This is a genomic window from Xanthomonas sp. NCPPB 3200 (genome assembly GCF_056393585.1).
The window spans coordinates 2,519,467-2,538,811 of record NZ_CM150785.1 but is presented as its reverse complement, the minus strand read 5'-3'; the positions used below and the strand labels follow the sequence as shown (position 1 = coordinate 2,538,811).

At 66.0% G+C, this 19,345-nt stretch carries 15 protein-coding genes and 4 tRNA genes; 15 read left to right on the top strand and 4 right to left on the bottom strand.

Annotated features, from left to right (window positions below; translation table 11 throughout):
* The 11 genes from AC06DU_RS11045 (at position 1) to AC06DU_RS10995 (ending at position 9,176) form a co-directional block, all read left to right on the top strand.
* Complete coding sequence (locus tag AC06DU_RS11045) at positions 1 to 465, top strand: ExbD/TolR family protein (protein WP_047128748.1); 465 nt, start codon at positions 1 to 3, stop codon at positions 463 to 465.
* A complete protein-coding gene (gene msbA, locus AC06DU_RS11040; protein WP_016902580.1) occupies positions 462 to 2,231 on the top strand; it encodes a lipid A export permease/ATP-binding protein MsbA in 1,770 nt (589 codons plus the stop codon). The genes AC06DU_RS11045 and msbA overlap by 4 nt, the downstream gene beginning before the upstream one ends.
* On the top strand, positions 2,228 to 3,265 hold the full coding sequence (lpxK, locus tag AC06DU_RS11035; RefSeq protein ID WP_024938678.1) for a tetraacyldisaccharide 4'-kinase: 1,038 nt from the start codon (positions 2,228 to 2,230) through the stop codon (positions 3,263 to 3,265). Before msbA ends, lpxK begins: the two co-directional genes overlap by 4 nt.
* 332 nt (positions 3,266 to 3,597) lie before the next feature.
* Positions 3,598 to 4,377, top strand: a complete 780-nt coding sequence (gene kdsB, locus AC06DU_RS11030; protein ID WP_478202439.1) for a 3-deoxy-manno-octulosonate cytidylyltransferase — start codon at positions 3,598 to 3,600, stop codon at positions 4,375 to 4,377.
* The gene (locus AC06DU_RS11025; protein WP_024938676.1) at positions 4,374 to 4,838 is read left to right on the top strand and encodes a low molecular weight protein-tyrosine-phosphatase; all 465 of its coding nucleotides are present in this window, start codon (positions 4,374 to 4,376) and stop codon (positions 4,836 to 4,838) included. The genes kdsB and AC06DU_RS11025 overlap by 4 nt, the downstream gene beginning before the upstream one ends.
* Before the next feature lie 23 nt (positions 4,839 to 4,861).
* Positions 4,862 to 6,280, top strand: coding sequence for a hypothetical protein (locus AC06DU_RS11020; RefSeq protein WP_478202438.1), 1,419 nt, complete (start codon positions 4,862 to 4,864; stop codon positions 6,278 to 6,280).
* Positions 6,277 to 8,133, top strand: a complete 1,857-nt coding sequence (gene uvrC, locus AC06DU_RS11015; protein ID WP_478202436.1) for an excinuclease ABC subunit UvrC — start codon at positions 6,277 to 6,279, stop codon at positions 8,131 to 8,133. The genes AC06DU_RS11020 and uvrC overlap by 4 nt, the downstream gene beginning before the upstream one ends.
* Positions 8,133 to 8,765 carry a CDP-diacylglycerol--glycerol-3-phosphate 3-phosphatidyltransferase gene (pgsA, locus tag AC06DU_RS11010; RefSeq protein WP_016902574.1) on the top strand — a complete coding sequence of 211 codons (633 nt, stop codon included), beginning with the start codon at positions 8,133 to 8,135 and terminating at the stop codon, positions 8,763 to 8,765. Before uvrC ends, pgsA begins: the two co-directional genes overlap by 1 nt.
* A gap of 36 nt (positions 8,766 to 8,801) precedes the next feature.
* Positions 8,802 to 8,877, top strand: a tRNA-Gly gene (locus AC06DU_RS11005).
* A 68-nt stretch (positions 8,878 to 8,945) separates the two neighbouring features.
* Positions 8,946 to 9,019 (top strand) — tRNA-Cys (locus tag AC06DU_RS11000).
* An 81-nt stretch (positions 9,020 to 9,100) separates the two neighbouring features.
* Positions 9,101 to 9,176 (top strand) — tRNA-Gly (locus AC06DU_RS10995).
* A gap of 526 nt (positions 9,177 to 9,702) precedes the next feature.
* Here the strand turns inward: AC06DU_RS10995 and AC06DU_RS10990 are convergent.
* A tRNA-Leu gene (locus AC06DU_RS10990) sits at positions 9,703 to 9,786 on the bottom strand.
* Between the two features lie 142 nt (positions 9,787 to 9,928).
* Here AC06DU_RS10990 and AC06DU_RS10985 point away from each other — a divergent pair.
* Complete coding sequence (locus tag AC06DU_RS10985; RefSeq protein ID WP_478202434.1) at positions 9,929 to 11,221, top strand: nucleotide sugar dehydrogenase; 1,293 nt, start codon at positions 9,929 to 9,931, stop codon at positions 11,219 to 11,221.
* Here AC06DU_RS10985 and AC06DU_RS10980 read toward each other — a convergent pair.
* Both AC06DU_RS10980 and AC06DU_RS10975 read right to left on the bottom strand, forming a co-directional pair.
* Entirely contained in the window at positions 11,205 to 12,464 is a 1,260-nt protein-coding gene (locus tag AC06DU_RS10980) for a TIGR03862 family flavoprotein (RefSeq protein ID WP_478202433.1), read from the bottom strand. The genes AC06DU_RS10985 and AC06DU_RS10980 overlap by 17 nt on opposite strands.
* Positions 12,465 to 12,475: 11 nt before the next feature.
* Positions 12,476 to 12,907: an FKBP-type peptidyl-prolyl cis-trans isomerase gene (locus tag AC06DU_RS10975; RefSeq protein WP_160955143.1), complete on the bottom strand. Its 432-nt coding sequence runs from the start codon at positions 12,905 to 12,907 to the stop codon at positions 12,476 to 12,478.
* Positions 12,908 to 12,968: 61 nt separating this feature from the next.
* Between AC06DU_RS10975 and AC06DU_RS10970 the strand changes: the two genes are divergently transcribed.
* The 3 genes from AC06DU_RS10970 (at position 12,969) to AC06DU_RS10960 (ending at position 14,988) form a co-directional block, all read left to right on the top strand.
* A complete protein-coding gene (locus AC06DU_RS10970; RefSeq protein WP_065031449.1) occupies positions 12,969 to 13,334 on the top strand; it encodes a DUF6164 family protein in 366 nt (121 codons plus the stop codon).
* A 35-nt stretch (positions 13,335 to 13,369) separates the two neighbouring features.
* Positions 13,370 to 14,131, top strand: coding sequence for a sulfurtransferase (locus tag AC06DU_RS10965; protein ID WP_024938668.1), 762 nt, complete (start codon positions 13,370 to 13,372; stop codon positions 14,129 to 14,131).
* 209 nt (positions 14,132 to 14,340) lie between these two features.
* Entirely contained in the window at positions 14,341 to 14,988 is a 648-nt protein-coding gene (locus AC06DU_RS10960) for a response regulator (RefSeq protein ID WP_024938667.1), read from the top strand.
* 574 nt (positions 14,989 to 15,562) lie between these two features.
* Here the strand turns inward: AC06DU_RS10960 and AC06DU_RS10955 are convergent.
* Positions 15,563 to 19,300 carry an Rne/Rng family ribonuclease gene (locus AC06DU_RS10955; RefSeq protein ID WP_478204417.1) on the bottom strand — a complete coding sequence of 1,246 codons (3,738 nt, stop codon included), beginning with the start codon at positions 19,298 to 19,300 and terminating at the stop codon, positions 15,563 to 15,565.
* Positions 19,301 to 19,345 lie beyond the last annotated feature (45 nt).

Below are 19,345 nucleotides of genomic sequence, written 5' to 3'. Positions count from 1 at the left end.
ATGCGCATCGGCAGTGACCGAGGCCAGGACGAGCCGCATATCGATCTGGTGCCATTGATTGACGTCATCCTTGTCCTCATCATCTTTTTCGTGGTGACCACGACTTTCGACGCACGCTCCACGCTGCAATTGCAGCTGCCGACCGCCAGCGACCAGCACAGCAGCACACCGCCACGTTCGCTGAGCGTGCTGGTCAATGCCGATGGGCGTTATTTCATCAACGATCAGGAAGTGCTGCGCTCGGACGTGGACTCGCTCAAGCAGACCATCGCCCAGCTCGCCGGCGACGACCGCGAGCAGACGGTGTTGCTGCGCGCCGATGCACGCACGCCGTATCAAGCGGTGGTGACCGCGCAGGATGCATTGGGGCAACTCGGCTTCCGCCGCATCGCGATCGCCACAGCGCCTCAAGCTGGGGCGACACCCACGACCGGCCAGACACGCACTAACGGAACCCGCCAGTGACCACCTCCAACGACCGCCCGGCGCCAGTTTCGTCCTGGCGCACGTACCGTCGCCTGCTGGCCTTCGCCAAGCCGTATCGCCTGTTGCTGGTCGCCGCGCTGATTGCCGCGCTGATCGAGGCGGCGGGCACGACCGGCTTCCTGGCGTTGATGAAGCCGATCACCGACGAGACCTTCATCTACAAGAATGCCGAAGTCAGTCGCTGGCTGCCGGTGCAGATCATCCTGTTGTTCGTGGTGCGCGGCGTCGCCGGCTACATCACCGATATGGCGATGGGCAAATCCGCACGCAGCATCGCGCGCGACCTGCGCGTCAAGGTGATGTCCAAATATCTGCGCCTGCCGGGATCGCGCTTCGATTCCGAACCGGTGCCGTCGATGCTGATCCGCCTGGGCTCGGACTCGGACCAGGTGGCGCAGGCGGCGGTGGATGCGGTCAAGGTGATGATCCAGCAGTCGCTGCAGGTGATCGGTGCGCTGGCGCTGATGCTGTGGCATAGCTGGCAGGTCACGCTGACCATCCTGGTGCTGGCGCCGGTGCTGGCCTGGGTGATGGACAAGGTGGCGCGGCGCTATCGGCGCATCAGTCACAGCATCCAGGAAAGCGGCGCGCATCTGCTGCAGGCGGCCGACCAGACCTTGTCCAGTCATCAGGAGGTCAAGATCTACGGTGCCCAGCAGACCGAAATGGAGCGCTATGGCGCGCTGGCCGACCGCAATCTGCGTCTGGCGATGAAGGTCGAATCCACGCGGGGCATTTCCACCGCCACGGTGCAGATGATCGGTGCGATCGGTCTGTCGGCGCTGTTGTTCGTGGCCGGGGCCCAGGCACTGGCCGGGCGGCTGACCGCCGGCGACTTCGTGGTGCTGATGACCTCGATGCTGACGATCATCCCGGGCCTCAAGCAGCTCACCAATGTGCAGAACATGGTGCAGCGCGGCCTGGCCTCGGCCGAGCGCCTGTTCTCGGTGCTCGACAGTCCCGACGAGCCGGACCAGGGCGCGGTGCCGCTGACGCGCGCCAAGGGCCTGATCGAATTCCGCAATGTCACTGCACGCTATCCGGGCCAGGTGAACCCGGCCTTGGCCGAGGTCAGTTTCGTGGCGCAACCGGGCACGGTGACGGCGATCGTCGGGCGTTCCGGCAGCGGCAAGTCCAGCCTGATCAAGTTGATCCCGCGCTTCTACGAAGCAGAGTCCGGGCAGATCCTGCTCGACGGACACCCGGTGCAGGCGTATGCGCTGGCCGATCTGCGGCGGCAGATCGCGCTGGTCGGCCAGCAGGTCATGCTGTTCGACGGCAGCATCGCCGACAACGTCGCCTACGGCGAAATGCGCAGTGCCGATGCCGGCCAGCTGGAACGCGCCATCCTGGGCGCCAACGCGATGGAGTTCGTCGCGCAATTGCCCGAAGGCCTGCAGTCGCATGTGGGCACCAAGGGCGGGCGCCTGTCCGGCGGCCAGCGCCAGCGGCTGGCGATCGCGCGCGCGATGCTCAAGGACGCGCCGATCCTGATCCTGGACGAAGCCACCGCGGCGCTGGACAACGAATCCGAACGCCTGGTGCAGGACGCCTTGCACAAGCTGATGCCGGACCGCACCACGCTGGTGATCGCGCACCGCTTGTCCACCATCGAGCATGCCGACCAGGTGCTGGTGATGGACCAGGGCCGTATCGTCGAGCGCGGCACCCATCACCAATTGCTGGAGCAGGGCGGCTTGTACTCGCACCTGCACGGCATGCAGTTCCGCGAACGTCAGGCATGAGCAAGCGCGGCACCCGCACGCCGGGTTACTGGTACGACAATGCGCCGATCCCGCTGTCGGCGCGCTTGCTGGCGCCGGTCTACGGCGCTGCCATCGCGCTGCGACGCGCCCTGTATCGCCGCGGCTGGCGCAAGCGCCACGGCGTGCCGGTGCCGGTGATCGTGGTGGGCAACGTCACCGCCGGCGGCACCGGCAAGACGCCGTTGACGATTGCCCTGGTCGCCAAGTTGCAGGAGGCCGGCTGGACGCCCGGCGTGGCCAGCCGCGGGTATGGCCGTGACGAATCGGGCACGGCGCGCTGGGTCGAGGCGGACACGCCGGTCGCGCTCGGCGGCGACGAGCCGGTCCTGATCGCCTGGAAGACCGGTGCCCGCGTACGTGTGGACAGCGATCGCCTGGCTGCGGCGCGCGCCCTGGTCGAAGCGGGCTGCGACATCGTCGTCTGCGATGACGGGTTGCAGCACTACCGGCTGGCCCGCGATGTCGAGATCGAAGTGGTCGATGGCCAGCGCCGCTACGGCAATGGGCGCCTGCTGCCGGCCGGGCCGCTGCGCGAGCCGGCTGCACGCGCACGCGACTGCGATTTCCGTGTGGTCAATCTGGGCCAGGCCAGCGCAGCAACGACGGCACCCGCGCCCGATGACGCCGGATTCGGCGAATGGCAGATGCGCCTGAGCATCGACAGTGTGCAACCGATGGATGGCAAGCGCGCTCAGCCATTGAGCAGGCTGGCCGGCCAGCGCGTGCATGCGGTGGCCGGGATTGCGCACCCGGAACGTTTCTTCGCAATGCTGCGCGCGCGCGGCATTGGCGTGGTGCCGCATGCCTTTCCCGATCACCATGTCTATCGCGCCGCCGACTTCAGCTTCGGCAGCCGCCTGCCGGTGCTGATGACCGAAAAGGATGCAGTGAAGTGCAGGCCATTTGCCGACGAATGGCTGTACAGCGTGCCGCTCAAGGCGGAGCTGCCGGCTGCGTTCTGGGTGAGCCTGCTGGATCGCCTGGACAAGTTGGCGAGCCGGCAAGGGGTGTGAACGCTGCGCCGGTGGGCGATCTGCGGCTTGGTTGCAGGGTCCTTGCCCAGCCACCGTCGCGGGACACGCCGCAAGTACGTCGCTGTAGGCTCTTACGCGGCATCCATGCCGCTTAAGGTCCTGCGGCGGTGGGTAGGCAAGGACCAATCAAGATGGTCGGTGTGCCTGTGCGAGCAGTGCATGCAGCGGCGTGCTAGTGAGCGGCGTGCTAGTGATGGTGTAAGGCATCGCTGCTCAACTGAACACCGCGACTTCGCTCAATCACACCACGACATCATGCGATTCGGTTATCTCGTTTCTTCCACTCTTCCTGCTTTCCAGAGCGCGCACGCATGACCACCACAACCCCTGCAGATTTCGTCGTCGCCATTCCCGCACGCTACGCTTCCACGCGCTTGCCGGGCAAGCCGCTGCAGCTGATCGGCGATCGCCCGATGATCCAGCATGTGGCCGAGCGGGCGCTGCTGGCCGGCGCGCGCGAGGTCTGGGTGGCCACCGACGATGCACGCATTGCCGAGGTAGTCGAAGGCCTGTCCGGCGTGCATGTGGCGATGACCGGCGACGCGCACGCATCGGGTACCGACCGGCTTGCCGAATGCGCGCGGATCGCCGGATGGGAAGCCGAGACCTGCGTGGTGAACCTGCAGGGCGACGAGCCGTTCGCGCCGGCCGCCGGCATCCGTGCGGTGGCCGAGCTGCTGCTGCACTCCGGCGCCGAAATGGCCACGCTGGCCGCGCAGGTCGACGGCGCGCACGAACTGTTCGATCCGAACGTGGTCAAGCTGGTGCGTAACGCAGGTGGCGACGCCTTGTACTTCAGTCGCGCGCCGATTCCCTGGCATCGCGACAGCTTCGCCAGTCAGCGCGACAGCTTGCCCGGTGACGGGCAATGGCTGCGCCATATCGGGATCTACGCCTACCGCGCAGGATTTCTGCAGCGCTTCGCGGCAATGCCGCCCGGCATGCTGGAGCGCATCGAGTCGCTGGAACAATTGCGCGTGATGGAGGCCGGCTACCGTATCGCGGTGGCGTTGACGCCGGAGCAGTTTCCGCCGGGCATCGATACCCCGGACGATCTGGCGCGCGCGCAAACCCGCGTGGCAACAGCATGAGGGTGCTGATCGTGTGTCTGGGCAATATCTGCCGCTCGCCAATGGGCGAGGGCGCCCTGCGTGCGCGGCTGGACGAGGCGCGGCTGTCGCGGCGGATCGAGGTCGATTCGGCCGGCACCGGCGACTGGCATGCCGGCGATCCGCCGGACCCACGCGCGATTCGCTGCGCACGCGGCCATGGCGTGGACATCTCCGGGTTGCGCGCGCGCCAGGTGCGCGGCGCCGACTTCGAACACTTCGACTGGTTGCTGTGCGCCGATGGCAGCAATCTGCGCGATCTGCAACGCCTCGCCCCGGCGCCGCTGCGCGACAAGGTCGCGCTCTGGCTGCCCTGGGCCGGTGTGGAAGAGCGTGACGATATCCCCGACCCCTACACCGGTGACATGGACGATTTCGAGCGTGCCTGGCAACTGGTCGATACCGCTGCGCGCCAGACCGTGGCCAGACTCACCCGCAGCTAATCGGGCTTGGGCATAATTACGGTATGACTGCCCAGCTTACCCAGGAATTGCCGGAATTTCCTACCTGGCTCAATGCCAGGCCATCCACCCTGCAGGAGCATCGCGGGCGGGCGCTGGTGCTGGCATTCGTCAATGCCAGCTCGGTGTGGTGCGCCGAGCGCCTGGCCGAGCTGGCGCATTTCCAGGCGCGCAGCCCCGGCCGGCTGCAGGTGATCGTGGTGCAGGTGCCGCGCTTCGACAGCGAACGCGAGCCGCAACGCGCGCTCAAACAACTGCGCGGCCATGGTGTCAGCGCGCCCATCTTGCTCGACAGGGACTGGGAGACCTGGCGCCGTTTCGGCATCGACTCCTGGCCGACGCTGGTGCTGCTCGATGCCTACGGCCGCGAGCGTCAGCGTCTGGTCGGCGTGACCGGCGATCTCGACAAGGCGCTGGTCGCCCTGTGCGAAGGCCAGCAGCCGCCATCGGACGCCGACCTGCATGGGGTGGCCGAGCGCGATCCCGAGCCGCGCCTGGAGCTGCGGTTTCCAACCGGTCTGGCCGCCACCGAGGACCGCCTGTACATCGCCGACACCGGCCATCACCGCGTGCTCGAATGCACGCATGGCGGCCGCGTGCTGCGCCAGTTCGGCCACGGCAACGCGGACTTCATCGATGGAGGCGTCGGTGAGGCGGCGTTCCGGCGCCCGCAAGGCCTGGCGCTGGAGCGCGACCAGCTGTATGTCGCCGACACCGGCAATCACGCCCTGCGTCGCATCAACCTGCGCAGCGGGCAGGTCGACACCTTGTGCGGCATCGGGCGCTCCGGCGAGCCGGTTGAGGGGCCGCTGGCGTTCGCCGGTGCCTCGGCGCTGAACTACCCGCAAGGCCTGGCCGTTGCCGACAATCAGGTGTTGATCGCCATGGCGGGCGACAACCGCATCTGGAGCTATGACCTGGGCCGCGCCGCATTGAGCGCACGCGCCGGTACCGGTGCGCTCGAGATTCGCGATGGCAGCGGGCATCTGGCCGCATTTGCACAGCCGGCCGGCCTGGCCGCGGTGCAGCAGGTGGCCTACATCTGCGATGGCCTGGGCTCGTCGATCCGCACCATGCAATTGCGTGGCGATCTGGTGCAGACCCTGGTCGGCGGGCAGGGCACCTGGCAGTTCGGCGACGAGGACGGCCCGCGCGGCACCGCGCGGCTGCAGTTTCCGCAAGCCATCGCGCTGGGGGCCGATTCGCCGATGCTGTGGATTGCCGACACCGGCAACGGCCGCCTGCGCTGCCTGCGTCTGGGTGGCGGCGAACTGACCACGGTTGCGCTGCCACGCCGCCTGCATGGCCCGGCCGGGCTGGCGGTCGCCGCCGGTGCGGTGTGGATTGCCGAGACCGATGCCCATGCCGTGTTGCGCTACGACCTGGCGAGCGGCGAACTGCGCGATGTTTCGATAGAAGAATGAACGCAAGGCCCCAAACCGATTTTGATGGAAAGGCGTTTGCTGCGCAATTGAGCACCGCGCCCGGCGTCTACCGCATGTACGCGGGCGACGACACCTTACTGTATGTCGGCAAGGCCGGTGCATTGCGCAAGCGCGTGGGTAGCTATTTCAACGGCACGCCGAAAAATGCGCGGCTGACCTCGATGCTGTCGCAGGTCGCGCGGATGGACGTCACCGTGACCCGCAGCGAGGCCGAAGCGCTGCTGCTGGAGAACCAGCTGATCAAGTCGCTGTCGCCGCGCTACAACGTATCGCTGCGCGACGACAAGAGTTATCCCTACGTGCTGCTGACCCGCGAGCAGTGGCCGCGCATCGCCCTGCATCGTGGCCCGCGTGCCGTGCAGGGGCGCTACTTCGGCCCGTACACCGGCGTTACCGGCGTGCGCGAAACGTTGAGCCTGATGCACAAGCTGTTCAAGCTGCGCAGTTGCGAAGACAGCGTGTTCCGCAACCGCTCGCGGCCGTGCCTGCAATACCAGATCGGCCGCTGCAGCGCGCCCTGCGTGGAGCTGGTCGCCGCGCCCGACTATGCCGAATCGGTACGCCGCGCCACCATGTTTCTGGAAGGCAAGAGCGACCAGCTCGGCGAAGAAATCATGCAGTCGATGCAGCAGGCCAGCGAGGCGCTGGAGTTCGAGCGCGCCGCACGCCTGCGCGATCTGCTGTCCTCGCTGCGCAGCATGCAGAACCGCCAGTACGTGGACGGCCGCGCGGCGGATCTGGATGTGCTGGCCTGCGCCACGCAAGCCAGCCAGGCCTGCGTGCTGCTGCTGAGTTTTCGCGACGGCCGCAACCTGGGCACGCGCTCGTTCTTTCCCAAGACCAATGGCGAAGACAGCGCGGACGAAATCCTGGCTGCGTTTGTGTCGCAGTACTACGCCGAACATTCGCCGCCACGTGAGATCCTGCTCGATCGAGAAATTCCCGATGCCGAGCTGATCGAGGCCGCACTCAGCGCCGCCGCCGAATACAAGGTGACGTTGAAGTGGAACGTGCGCGGCGAGCGTGCCGGCTATCTGCTGCTGGCGACACGCAATGCACAGCTGACCCTGGTCACCGAACTCACCAGCCAGAGCGCGCAGCATGCACGCAGCGAGGCATTGCGCGAGATGCTGGGGCTGGCCGAGCAGGTCAGGCGGGTGGAGTGCTTCGACATCAGTCACACCATGGGCGAGGCGACGGTGGCCTCGTGCGTGGTGTTCGATGCCAGCGGCCCGGTGCGCGGCCAATACCGGCGCTTCAATATTTCCGGAATCACGCCGGGCGACGACTATGCGGCGATGCGTCAGGCCATCGAACGGCGTTTTCGACGCGCGGTGGAAGAAAACGGCGTGCTGCCGGATGTGCTGCTGATCGACGGTGGCGCCGGTCAGCTCGCACAGGCGAAGGGCGCGCTGGCCGATCTGGGCATCGAGAATGTGCTGCTGGTCGGCGTGGCCAAGGGCGAGGAGCGCAGGGCAGGGCACGAGGCGCTGATCATGGCCGACGGCCGCGAACTGCGGCCGGGTGCGGCATCGCCGGCACTGCAGTTCATCCAGCAGGTGCGCGACGAAGCGCACCGCTTTGCGATCACCGGTCATCGCGGCCGCCGCCAAAAGGCGCGCATGACCAGCAAGCTCGAGGATATCCCCGGCATCGGTCCGCGCCGACGCGCGAGCCTGCTCAAGCATTTCGGTGGCCTGGTCGGGCTCAAGGCTGCCGGCGAGGCCGAGATTGCGCGGGTGGAGGGCGTCAATGCCGCACTTGCCGCGCGAATCTACGCTAACCTGCACGGGCTGGCGCTTCCCGATGCGGCAGGCGAGTCGAGTCCGTAATGAAGTTGACCATCCCCACGTGGCTGACACTGCTGAGGATCGTGATGATCCCGGTGTTGGTCGTGGTGTTCTACCTGCCGTACACCTGGACCAATTTCGCCTCCGCCGGCGTGTTCGCGCTGGCCGCCATTACCGACTGGCTGGATGGCTGGGTCGCGCGGCGTTATCACCAGTATTCGGCCTTCGGCGCGTTCCTGGACCCGGTGGCCGACAAGTTGATGGTCGCAGTGGCGTTGTTCCTGATCGTGCAGGGACACCCCACGCCGTGGATGGCGTTCTGGGCGGCGGTCATCGTCGGCCGTGAAATCGCAGTGTCCGCATTGCGGGAATGGATGGCCGAAATCGGCCAGCGTGCCAAGGTGCGGGTGGCGGTGATCGGCAAGGTCAAGACCACCGCACAGATGGTCGCGTTGCTGTGTCTGCTGTATTCGGTGACGCCGGGGCAGATGCCCACGCACGAAATCTGGTTCGGCAACCTGATCTTCCGCGCCGGATACTGGACGCTGGCGATCGCCGCATTGCTGACGCTGTGGTCCGGATTCCAGTATCTGCAGGCCGCCTGGCCGAGCCTGCGCGCCGACGAAAAAGCCGCGATCACCAGCAAACCGAAAAAAGTCGAAAGCAATAGTTGACAGCGATGCTGTTCGCTGTAGAATTTCGCCTCCCAAGCGGGAATAGCTCAGTTGGTAGAGCGCAACCTTGCCAAGGTTGAGGTCGCGAGTTCGAGTCTCGTTTCCCGCTCCAGATGTAGACAAGGCCCCTTGCCGGAGGTCTCGTTGTTTCAAGGCAGGATGCCTTGGGTTTGATGTTTCGGCCTGGTGGTAGAGTGGTTATGCAGCGGACTGCAAATCCGCGTACGCCGGTTCAATTCCGGCCCAGGCCTCCACATTGCATGCGTTGTTTCATGCGTCGGCAACGACGACAGGACTGGCGCAACGAAGTAACAAGCTGTACAATTTTGCTCCACGCGGGAATAGCTCAGTTGGTAGAGCGCAACCTTGCCAAGGTTGAGGTCGCGAGTTCGAGTCTCGTTTCCCGCTCCAAATTCAAACCCCGTATATCGAACGATATACGGGGTTTTTTTATTGGCCGATGCCGGTCGGGCTAGCACTTGAGGAGGGCAACTCTTGGCCTTCTTCTCGCTGACGTAGCGCGGCGTGCTTGATGCCAGATGCGCATTGCGCCTGGTGCTCCGCGGCGCCAGGACTTCTGTCGTAAACAAGATCGCATCGTTGTGCGTGGCGCTGCGTGGATGCTGCGGTTGGTGCTCTCCAGGCGCACGGAAGGGCACCGCGGCCTGCATGCTATGCAATGGCGCGCCGCTCCATCTTGTCTGGCATCGCTGATCACGTCTACCGCAGCCTTGATCACCAATCTGCTAGCGCTGTTCCACCTCAGCCTGCGAGGCACTGACGGTTGCGGTGATGTCCGAGACGGGGGAGCGGGCTGAGGGCGCGTCATGCACTTGTCAGCGCAACGCAGAGGCTGGACTGCTCAATGCGACAGCGCTGCAGGCAAGGTTTGTCGACGCGTCGATGGCGTTGCGCACTTTGCAGTGCCACTAGAGCGTGCCCGGGGCGGGAATCGAACCCGCATAGCCTTGCAGCTGAGGGATTTTAAGTCCCTTGCGTCTACCAGTTTCGCCACCCGGGCATTGCGATAGCGTGCCTGATTGCGCGCCGATTGTGAATCGCCGCGTCGCCAGTTCGCCGCACTCATGGTCCGATGGTTGCCTGCGCTATGCTCCCACCGCGCAGGCGCGCAGCAACCGGCTGCGCACGATCGAAGGAACCGCATGTCCAGAACCACGCTACTCGCTCCGCAGCAGGCCCGCATCGCCGTGATTGGATTGGGCTATGTCGGCCTGCCGTTGGCCGTCGCGTTCGGCGAGCAACGCGATACGTTGGGCTTCGACATCGATGCGCAGCGGGTCGCGCAGCTGCGCGACGGCCACGATGCCACGCTGGAGCTGGACGACACCGAGCTGGCTGCCGCCACCCGGTTGCGCTATACCGCGAACGCTGCGGACCTGGTTGCGTGCAGCATCTTCATCGTCACCGTGCCGACGCCGATCGACAGCTTCGAGCAGCCCGACCTGGAACCGCTGCGCAGTGCCACCACCTTGATCGCCGCTGCGCTCAAACCCGGCGACCTGGTGATCTACGAATCCACCGTCTACCCGGGCACTACCGAAGAAGTCTGCGTGCCCTTGCTCGAAGCCGCATCGGGGCTGCGTTTCAATGACGACTTCTTCTGTGGCTACAGCCCCGAGCGCGTCAACCCGGGAGATCGCCAGCGGCGTCTGCGCGATATCCGCAAGATCACCTCCGGCTCTACCGCAGAAGCCGCCGATGCGGTCGACGCGCTGTACGCCAGCATCATCACTGCCGGCACCTGGCGGGCACCGTCGATGCGCGTGGCCGAGGCCGCCAAGGTGGTGGAAAACATCCAGCGCGACGTCAATATCGCACTGGTCAACGAGCTGGCCTTGATCTTCGACAAGCTGGGCATCGATACGCTGGACGTGCTGGAAGCCGCTGGAACCAAGTGGAATTTCCTGCCGTTCCGTCCCGGCCTGGTGGGTGGTCACTGCATCGGGGTGGATCCGTATTACCTGATGCACAAATCCGAAAGCGTGGGCTATCACCCGGACCTGATCCACACCGCGCGCCAGGTCAACAACCGCGTCGGCCGGCACGTGGCCGAGCGCGTCTGCGGCATGCTGGCCACGCGTGGCGTGGTGCTTGCGCAGGCGAGGGTGCTGGTGCTGGGCGCCACCTTCAAGGAGAACTGCCCGGACCTGCGCAACAGCCGCGCGCTGGAGCTGGTGCAGCTGCTGCAAGCCGCTGGCGTGCAGGTCGACACCTGCGACCCGTGGGCCGACCCCGCAGAAGCGCTGCAACACGCCGGCGTGCAGTTGTGCGAGCTTGCGGACGAGGGTGCGTACGACGCCGTCGTGCTGGCAGTCGCGCATGCGCAATACCGCGACTACGACACCCAGCGTATTGCCGCACTGGGCAAACCGGGTGCGGTGATTTACGACGTCAAATCAGTGTGGCCGCGCGAGGCGGTCAGCGATCGTCTGTAGCGTGGTCGGTCTGCTGCAGCCATTGCACCGCGCCATGCGCGGCACGTAATCCGCTGGCGAAGCAGGCAGTCAGCAGATAGCCGCCGGTCGGTGCTTCCCAGTCGAGCATCTCGCCGGCGCAGAACACGCCAGGCCGCGCGCGCGCCATCAGCTGCGCATCCAGCGCCTCCAGCTGCACGCCACCGGCCGAGCTGATCGCCTCGGCAAGCGGACGCGCTCGCAACAGGCGTAACGGCAGGCGTTTGAGCGTACGCGCAACCAGCGCCGGATCGTCGCCCGCCTGTTTGCCCAGGTGTTCGTAGAGCAAGGCGGCCTTGACGCCGTCGATGCCGACCTGCCGGCGCAGATGCTCGCTGAAACTGCGTCCCTTGCGCGGTTTTTCCAGTTCGGCGCTGACGCGTTCCAGCGAGCGTCCCGGGAGCAGGTCCAGGCCAAGCTCGGCGACGCCATCGGCATCGATCTGCGCGCGCAGATCCGCAGCCAGCGCATAGATCAGGCTGCCCTCGATGCCGGTGGAGGTCGCAACGCACTCGCCTTGCAACTGCTGCGGTGTGCCGCTGCGATCCTGCCAGTGCGCGACCACGGGCTTGAGCGGCGCACCGGCATGCCGCTGCACAAAATGCGGGCTCCAGGCGATGTCGAAGCCGCAGTTGGCCGGCACCAGCGGCGCCACCGCAATACCGCGATCCTGCAGCACGCCTTGCCAGCGACCATCGGAGCCGAGCTGCGGCCAGCTGCCGCCACCAAGCGCCAGCACCACCGCATCTGCGGTGCGTTCGACATCACCGGTGGGCGAGTGGAAACGCAAGCCACCGTCATCGCTCCAGCCAAGCCAACGATGCTGCACATGAAACGTGACGCCTTGTTCCTTGAGTCGGCGCACCCAGCCACGCAGTAGCGGCGCGGCCTTGCGATCCATCGGGAACACGCGCCCCGAGCTGCCGACATAGGTCTCCACGCCCAGGTCGCGCGCCCAGGCGCGCAGCGCATCCGCATCGAACTGCTGCAGCCACGATGCGACGGCCTCGCTGCGCTCGCGATAGCGCTGCGCAAACAACGGCGTCGGATCGGAGTGGGTGAGGTTCAAGCCGCCCTTGCCGGCGATCAGGAACTTGCGCCCGACCGAACCCTTGGCTTCGTACAGGTCGACCGCAAGGCCTGCCGCACATGCCACCTCTGCCGCCATCAGGCCGGCCGGTCCACCACCGATGATGGCCAGCCGCCGCTTGCTCGCATCCGTCATTGCGCAGCCCTTCAGCGCGGCTGCACGCCGAGCAATTCCACATCGAACACCAGCGATGCGCCGGGCGGGATCACGCCGCCAGCGCCGTTGTCGCCATAGCCGTACGCGGGCGGAATCATCAAGCTGCGCTTGCCGCCCACACGCATGCCGGCCACGCCCTCGTCCCAGCCGCGAATCACCTGATGGCCGCCCAGCACGAACTGGAACGGCTCGGCGCGGTCGAGCGAGCTGTCGAACTTCTTGCCATGCTTGTCGGCGGCTTTTTCGTCGTACAGCCAGCCGGTGTAGTGCACGGTGACCAGCGCGCCCGGTGTGGCTTCGGCACCGGTGCCTATGTTGCGGTCGATCCGCTCGAACGTGGCGATGGTGCCGCCGGACGGCGGCAGGGCAGGCGCACAGCCCGCGAGCAGCAGGGCAGCACAAAGCGTCGACAGAAGGCGCATGGGATGGTCCAGCAAAGGGAGTGCATCATTATCGCACCTGGCTCCCGGTATCATCGCGCCCATGGCCAAGCTGCTGCTCAATCTGCGCAATGTTCCCGATGACGAAGCCGACGAGGTACGGGCACTGATGCGCGAGCATCTGGTGCAGATCTACGAAACCCGGCCCAGCAACTGGGGCATCTCCGCCGGCGGCATCTGGCTCAGTGACGATGCCGATCACCCGCGCGCCAAGGCGCTGATGGATGCGTATCAGGCCCAACGCGGTGCCGTGGCGCGTGCGCAGCGCCAGGATGCGCTCGCTGCCGGCACGGCCGAAACCTTCGGCGCGCTGCTGCGCAAGCGGCCGTTGTTCGTGATCGCCACGTTGATCGGCATGCTGGTTGTCGCCTCGCTGGTCCTGCTGCCGTTCCTGCTGTTGCGCGGCTGATCGCACCTGCGGCCGCATCGGCTTAAAATGGCCGCATGATCACCAATACCGCTGCCTACCAATTCGTCACCATCCAGGACCCGCAGTCGCTCGCCGACAGCGTCCTGGCACACGCCGGGCAGCAGGCCTTGAAGGGATCGGTGCTGGTGGCCGAAGAAGGGATCAACCTGTTTCTGGCCGGCGAAGCCGAGCAGATCGACACGTTCTATGCGTGGCTGCAGGCCGATGCGCGCTTTGCGCAGATGCGCATCAAGTACAGCCTGAGCGCGTTGCAGCCGTTCGCGCGGCTCAAGGTGAAGGTCAAGCCGGAGATCATCAGCTTTCGCCGCGACGATGCCTCGCCGCTGCAGGGCCGTGCGCCTGCGGTGACGCCCGCCACGCTGCGCGAGTGGATGCGGGCAGGGCGCGATGATCGCGGCCGCCCGCTGGTGCTGCTGGATACGCGCAACGCCCAGGAAGTGGCGTACGGCACGTTCCAGGGCGCGCTGACGTTGCCGATCGACAAGTTCACCGACCTGCCGGCGGCGCTGGAAGCGCATCGCGCTGCGTTGGCCGACGCCACCGTGGTCAGCTTCTGCACTGGCGGCATTCGTTGCGAGAAGGCGGCGTTGTGGATGCAGGCCGACGGCATGGACAACGTGCTGCAGCTCGAAGGCGGCATCCTCGGCTATTTCGAAGAAGTCGGTGGCGAAGGCTATGACGGCCGCTGCTTCGTGTTCGACGAACGCGTTGCACTCGATGCGCAATTGCGCCCATTGGTGGATGCCGAGCGCAGCACCGAAGCAGGAAAAATCTGACCGAGCGCGAGTGAAATGCCCGATGTTCGCGTATTGGGCCCGCTCGCATCATCCGATCACGCCGCGATAGTGCACGCAATGCCTACCATGACGCGTGGCGGCAGAGTACTTCGCGTTCTGACTCGAACGTAATACGTTGCATCGAGCTTGCCCTGAATTATTCACGGAGATAGGCTGCACCAGCCAGCCGCACAGCGAGGACAACAAGGATGACCATCAGAGTTTTTCTGATCGACGATCATGCACTCGTGCGTACCGGCATGAAGATGATCCTGTCCAAGGAAGTGGACATCGATGTGGTGGGAGAGGCGGAGAGCGGGGAGGCGGCCTTGCCGCAAATCCGTCAGCTCAAGCCCGAGATCGTACTGTGCGACCTGCACCTGCCCGGTGTCAGCGGCCTGGAAATCACCGAGCGCATCGTCAAGGGCGATTACGGCACCCGCGTTATCATCGTCTCGGTGCTGGAAGATGGCCCACTGCCCAAGCGTCTGCTCGAAGCCGGCGCATCGGGGTATGTCGGCAAGGGCGGCGATGCGCAGGAGTTGCTGCGTGCGGTGCGCGAAGTCGCCCTGGGCCGGCGCTATCTCGGCAATACCATTGCGCAGAATCTGGCCCTGTCCAACCTGGAAGGGGGCGGCTCGCCCTTCGACGCGCTATCGCCGCGCGAACTGGAGGTCGCCCTGTTGCTGACCCAGGGTCTGCGCCAGGAAGACATCGCCAAGCGCTTGAACCTCAGCGCCAAGACCATCAACACGCACAAGGCGCGCCTGTTCGAGAAAGTCGGCATCCAGGACAACATCGCCCTGGCGCGTCTGGCCAATCAGTACGGCCTGACCGATCCGGCGCGAACCTTGTAAACCGCGCCTTCGGATTTTCGCGCTCGCAGACATAGCCGTCAGATGCTGCTGCACAACGCGTCGATGAAAACAGGCATACGCTGTTTTGCGCAGGAGCGGCACTCCGGCGTGCAAGCGAACGCGCGTGCTCACGTCGGCATTCACTGCCCGAGAGGCGCTTCGCTTGCGACGGCTGCCGATGACGACGTGTCGCTACAGCGCAGTGCGCCGCGCCATTGGAGCAGAGCGATCGAATCGGTCTGGATGCCGCTGCATCCGATGGCGAGTGGTTGCCGATGCGCAGCAGCGGACATTTCGGTCTGCTGGCGTGGATGCAGTTACGGCGCAGGGCCACGATGGCGCTGGCTTCTGCCTGAGTCCTGACTTTGGTGGCAATCGCCCCGTCGTTCGTTGATGCGGCGGGAAAAACGCCTGGGACAAGCACGACAACCGTTTCGTTGCGATCCCTGCAAAGCCTGGTCATCTAGCATCGGCATGACACTGCCGCACGCAAAAACAAGGCGGCCCGAAGGCCGCCTTGTTTGACACTACCCGCCTGGATTCATGCAGGCGGGTTCAACCGGCTGGGAAACGATCAGTGATCGCCACGCGGCTTGTTGGTGTCGTCCTGCTGCTCCTGCGCGTCATCGCCATTGCGCGCTGCATCTGCCGGCTCTGCTGCCTCGGACACGACGACCGTCGGCTTCGGCTTGTCGGCAGTGTGCTCGTTGGCGTCTGCAGACAGCACGGGTGCGACCGCTGCAGGCCGCTCAGGCGCCTTGTACGGCACCGGCGTTTCGGCCTGCGTCGATGTTGCGGTCGCTGCTGCTGTTGCGTCGGCCGGAGCCAATGCGTCAAGCAGCGTGGTCTGCACCGGAGCGTACGGCTTGCGTGCCGGCGCAGCATCGGCCGCCGCCGAGGTCTGCGGCACCGTGGCGGTGGACGTCGCAGCAACATCGGCAGCCGGGCTTGCCGCCGTTGACGGCTCGGCATGCGGCGGCCTGGATGTCACGACGTCTGCCTGCGCGCTGGAAGGCGCAGCAGCGACCGGCTTGGGCACACTGACGGCTGCCGGTGCTGCGTCGGTTTTCGCCGTCTCCGCTTGCGTTGCGGCCGCAGTTGCAGCCGGTGCTGCCTGTTCCTGCCGAGCAACCGCAGGCGCTGCAGCGTCGGCGGATGCCGACGATGCTGACGGCACCGACGTTGACTGCACAGCCGGCTCGGGCGAACGCACGACCGAAGGAGCCGCACGCTCGACCGGCTGAGCAGCAGGAGCCGCAGCTGGCGTCGCGACCGGAGCCGAGGTTTCAACCTGCGTCGAGGCAGCGGACGGAGCCGAAGCGACAACCGGAGCCTGAGCCGGCGAGGTCGCCGATTCCTGCGCAACAACCGAAGCCTGAGGCGCTTGCGGGGTCGTCGATGCAACGGCAGAAGCCTGCGCAGCCGGTGCCGATGCAGCCGACGCCGTGTTGCTGGCCGAGGCGGTTGCAGCCGGTGCAGCGGAGGCCGCCGATGCATTGCCACCTGCCTGCTCGGCTGCGGTGACTGACGGCGTTGCAGCCTGCTGCTCGAACGACGGCGTGGCATTGGAAACCGGCGCCGTGGTCGACGTTGTGTCAGCCGCCAGCGGTGCTTCCGCACGTTCCTTCGGAACCGGGCGCGGCTTCACTGCGGCCGGAGCGCTGGATTCCGGCTTGGCGCGTACCGATACCGCAGGCGTGGTCGCGTCATCGTCGAAGTCGAACTCCGGTTGACCGGCGCGCGGGGCAGCCGAGGTGTGGACCTGCGCACCGGCTTCGTCGCTCTCGTTGTCGCCATCGAGATCGCCTTCGGCATCGCCGTCCAGATCGTCCGTCTCCAGACCATCGACGCCGGTACCGCCTTCACCGCTTGCGCCAGCGCCACGACGACGACGACGGCCACCGCGACGACCGCGACGACGACGGCTGCCGCCTTCGCCATTTGCCGCATCATCGCCTGCTGCCTCCGGCGACTGGCTCTCCGCATTTGCGTCGGTACCGCGATCGGCCTGCGACTCGGTCACGATGACCTCGACCGGATGCGCCGGGGTGACCGCAGATGCTGCCACCGGCGTTGCCGGTGCTGCGGTGTCGGCAATTGCCGCGACCACGGTGGCAGTCGTTGCGGTTGCAGCGGTGGAGGTCAGCGTCTGCGCCGAGGCAGTGCCTTCTTCCTGACGCGCAGGGCGCTGCTGCCGCTCTGACGGCGCGCCGTCCTGCTGCTGCGCAGCTGCACGCGGCGGGCGCGGTGCCTGGTTCTGCGGCTTCTGCTTCTGCTGCTGGGCCTGCTGCTTGGGCTGTTGCGGTGCCTCGTTGCGCGGCGGTTTGGGCACCTGCACCTGCTGCGCCTGACCGCCGTTTTGCGCAGCCTGGCCATTGGCCGGCTGACGGCGCTCGTCACGACGCTCCTTGTTGGCGCCATTGCCGTTGCCGCCATTGCCGCGGTGCTGATTGCCACCGTTGCCACCGTTGCGGGCATCGCGGCCGTCGCGACGCTGGCCGCCACGATCGCCACGCTCGTTGCGGCTGCTGCGGCCGGCATCGTTCTGACGCGGACGCTGGGTCGACTCGGGCGCAGGCGCGACCGGCTCGACGCCGCCGAAGATGCGCTTCAGCCAGCCGACCACACCGGTGACCGGCGCGGGAAGCGGCAGTGGTGCGACCGGAGCCGGTGCAGGTGCAGCGGCAACCGGGGCAGGGGCCTCTTCACGTAGCGGAGCCGGCTGGCTCGGCTTGATCGAGGTCACTGCCGGCGCAGCCGGGATATTCAACTGTGCCTTGGTCAGCGCATGCACCGGCAGCTTGCGCGGGGTGCCACGCTGGTAGCTCGGCTTGCCGCTGTCTTCGCCCAGCTCGTTCTCACGCAACCGCGTGACTTCGTAGTGCGGGGTGTGCAGCTGTTCGTCGGCGACGATGATGATCGGCGACTCGTGGCGCTGCTCGATCTCGCGCAGCGCGCTGCGCTTTTCGTTGAGCAGGTAGTTGGCGATCTCCACCGGGGCCTGGACCAGCACCTGTCCGGTGTTTTCCTTCATGGCGTGCTCTTCGGCCACGCGGATGATCGACAGCGACAGCGACTCGACGCTGCGCATGCGGCCATGGCCGTCGCAGCGCGGGCACACGATCTGGCTGGATTCGCCCAGGCTCGGACGCAGACGCTGGCGGCTCATTTCCATCAGGCCGAAGCGCGAGATGCGGCCCAGCTGCACGCGTGCGCGGTCGTACTTGAGCGCGTTCTGCAGCTTGTTTTCCACTTCGCGCTGGTGCTTGGTCGAGGACATGTCGATGAAGTCGATCACCACCAGACCGCCCAGGTCGCGCAGGCGCAACTGGCGGGCCACTTCCTCGGCCGCTTCCAGATTGGTCTGGAAGGCGGTTTCTTCGATGTCGCTGCCCTTGGTGGCGCGCGAGGAGTTCACGTCGACGGCGGTCAGTGCCTCGGTCTGGTCGACCACGATCGAGCCGCCCGACGGCAGCCGCACGTTGCGCTCGTAGGCGCCTTCGATCTGCGATTCGATCTGGAAGCGGTTGAACAGCGGAATGTCGTCGGTGTAGTGCTTGAGCTTGCGCAGGCTCTGCGGCATCACCTGCTGCATGAACTCCTGGGCATCGGCATACAGCTCCGGCGTATCGACCAGGATTTCGCCGATGTCGGCGCGCAGGTAGTCGCGCAGGGCGCGGATGATCAGGCGCGATTCCTGGTAGATCAGGAACGCGGCCGGCTTGCTCAGCGCCGCCTCGGCGATCGCCTTCCAGGTCTGCAGCAGGTAGTCCAGATCCCACTGCAGTTCTTCGGCGTCACGGCCGACACCGGCGGTGCGGATGATCACGCCCATGTCGTCGGGGATGTCGAGCTTGTCCAGCGCTTCCTTCAGCGCAGCGCGGTCTTCGCCCTCGATCCGACGTGAGACGCCACCGGCGCTGGGCGAATTGGGCATCAGCACCATGTAGCGGCCGGCCAGCGAGATGAACGTGGTCAGGGCGGCGCCCTTGTTGCCACGCTCTTCCTTGTCGACCTGCACCACGATTTCCTGGCCCTCGCGCAACAACTCGCGAATGGTCGACTTGTTGTGGTCGACACCAGCCTGGAAATAGTCGCGGGAGATTTCCTTCAGCGGCAGGAAGCCATGGCGCTCGGCGCCATAGTCCACGAACGCCGCCTCCAGCGAGGGCTCGAGCCGGGTGATACGGCCCTTGTAGATGTTGGATTTCTTTTGTTCCTTGGACGGCTGTTCGATGTCGATGTCGTACAGGGTCTGGCCGTCCACAATCGCCACGCGCAGCTCTTCGGCCTGCGTTGCGTTGATCAGCATTCGCTTCATTGTTGCGTTCCTCTCGCGCTCTACCGCGCGGAACGC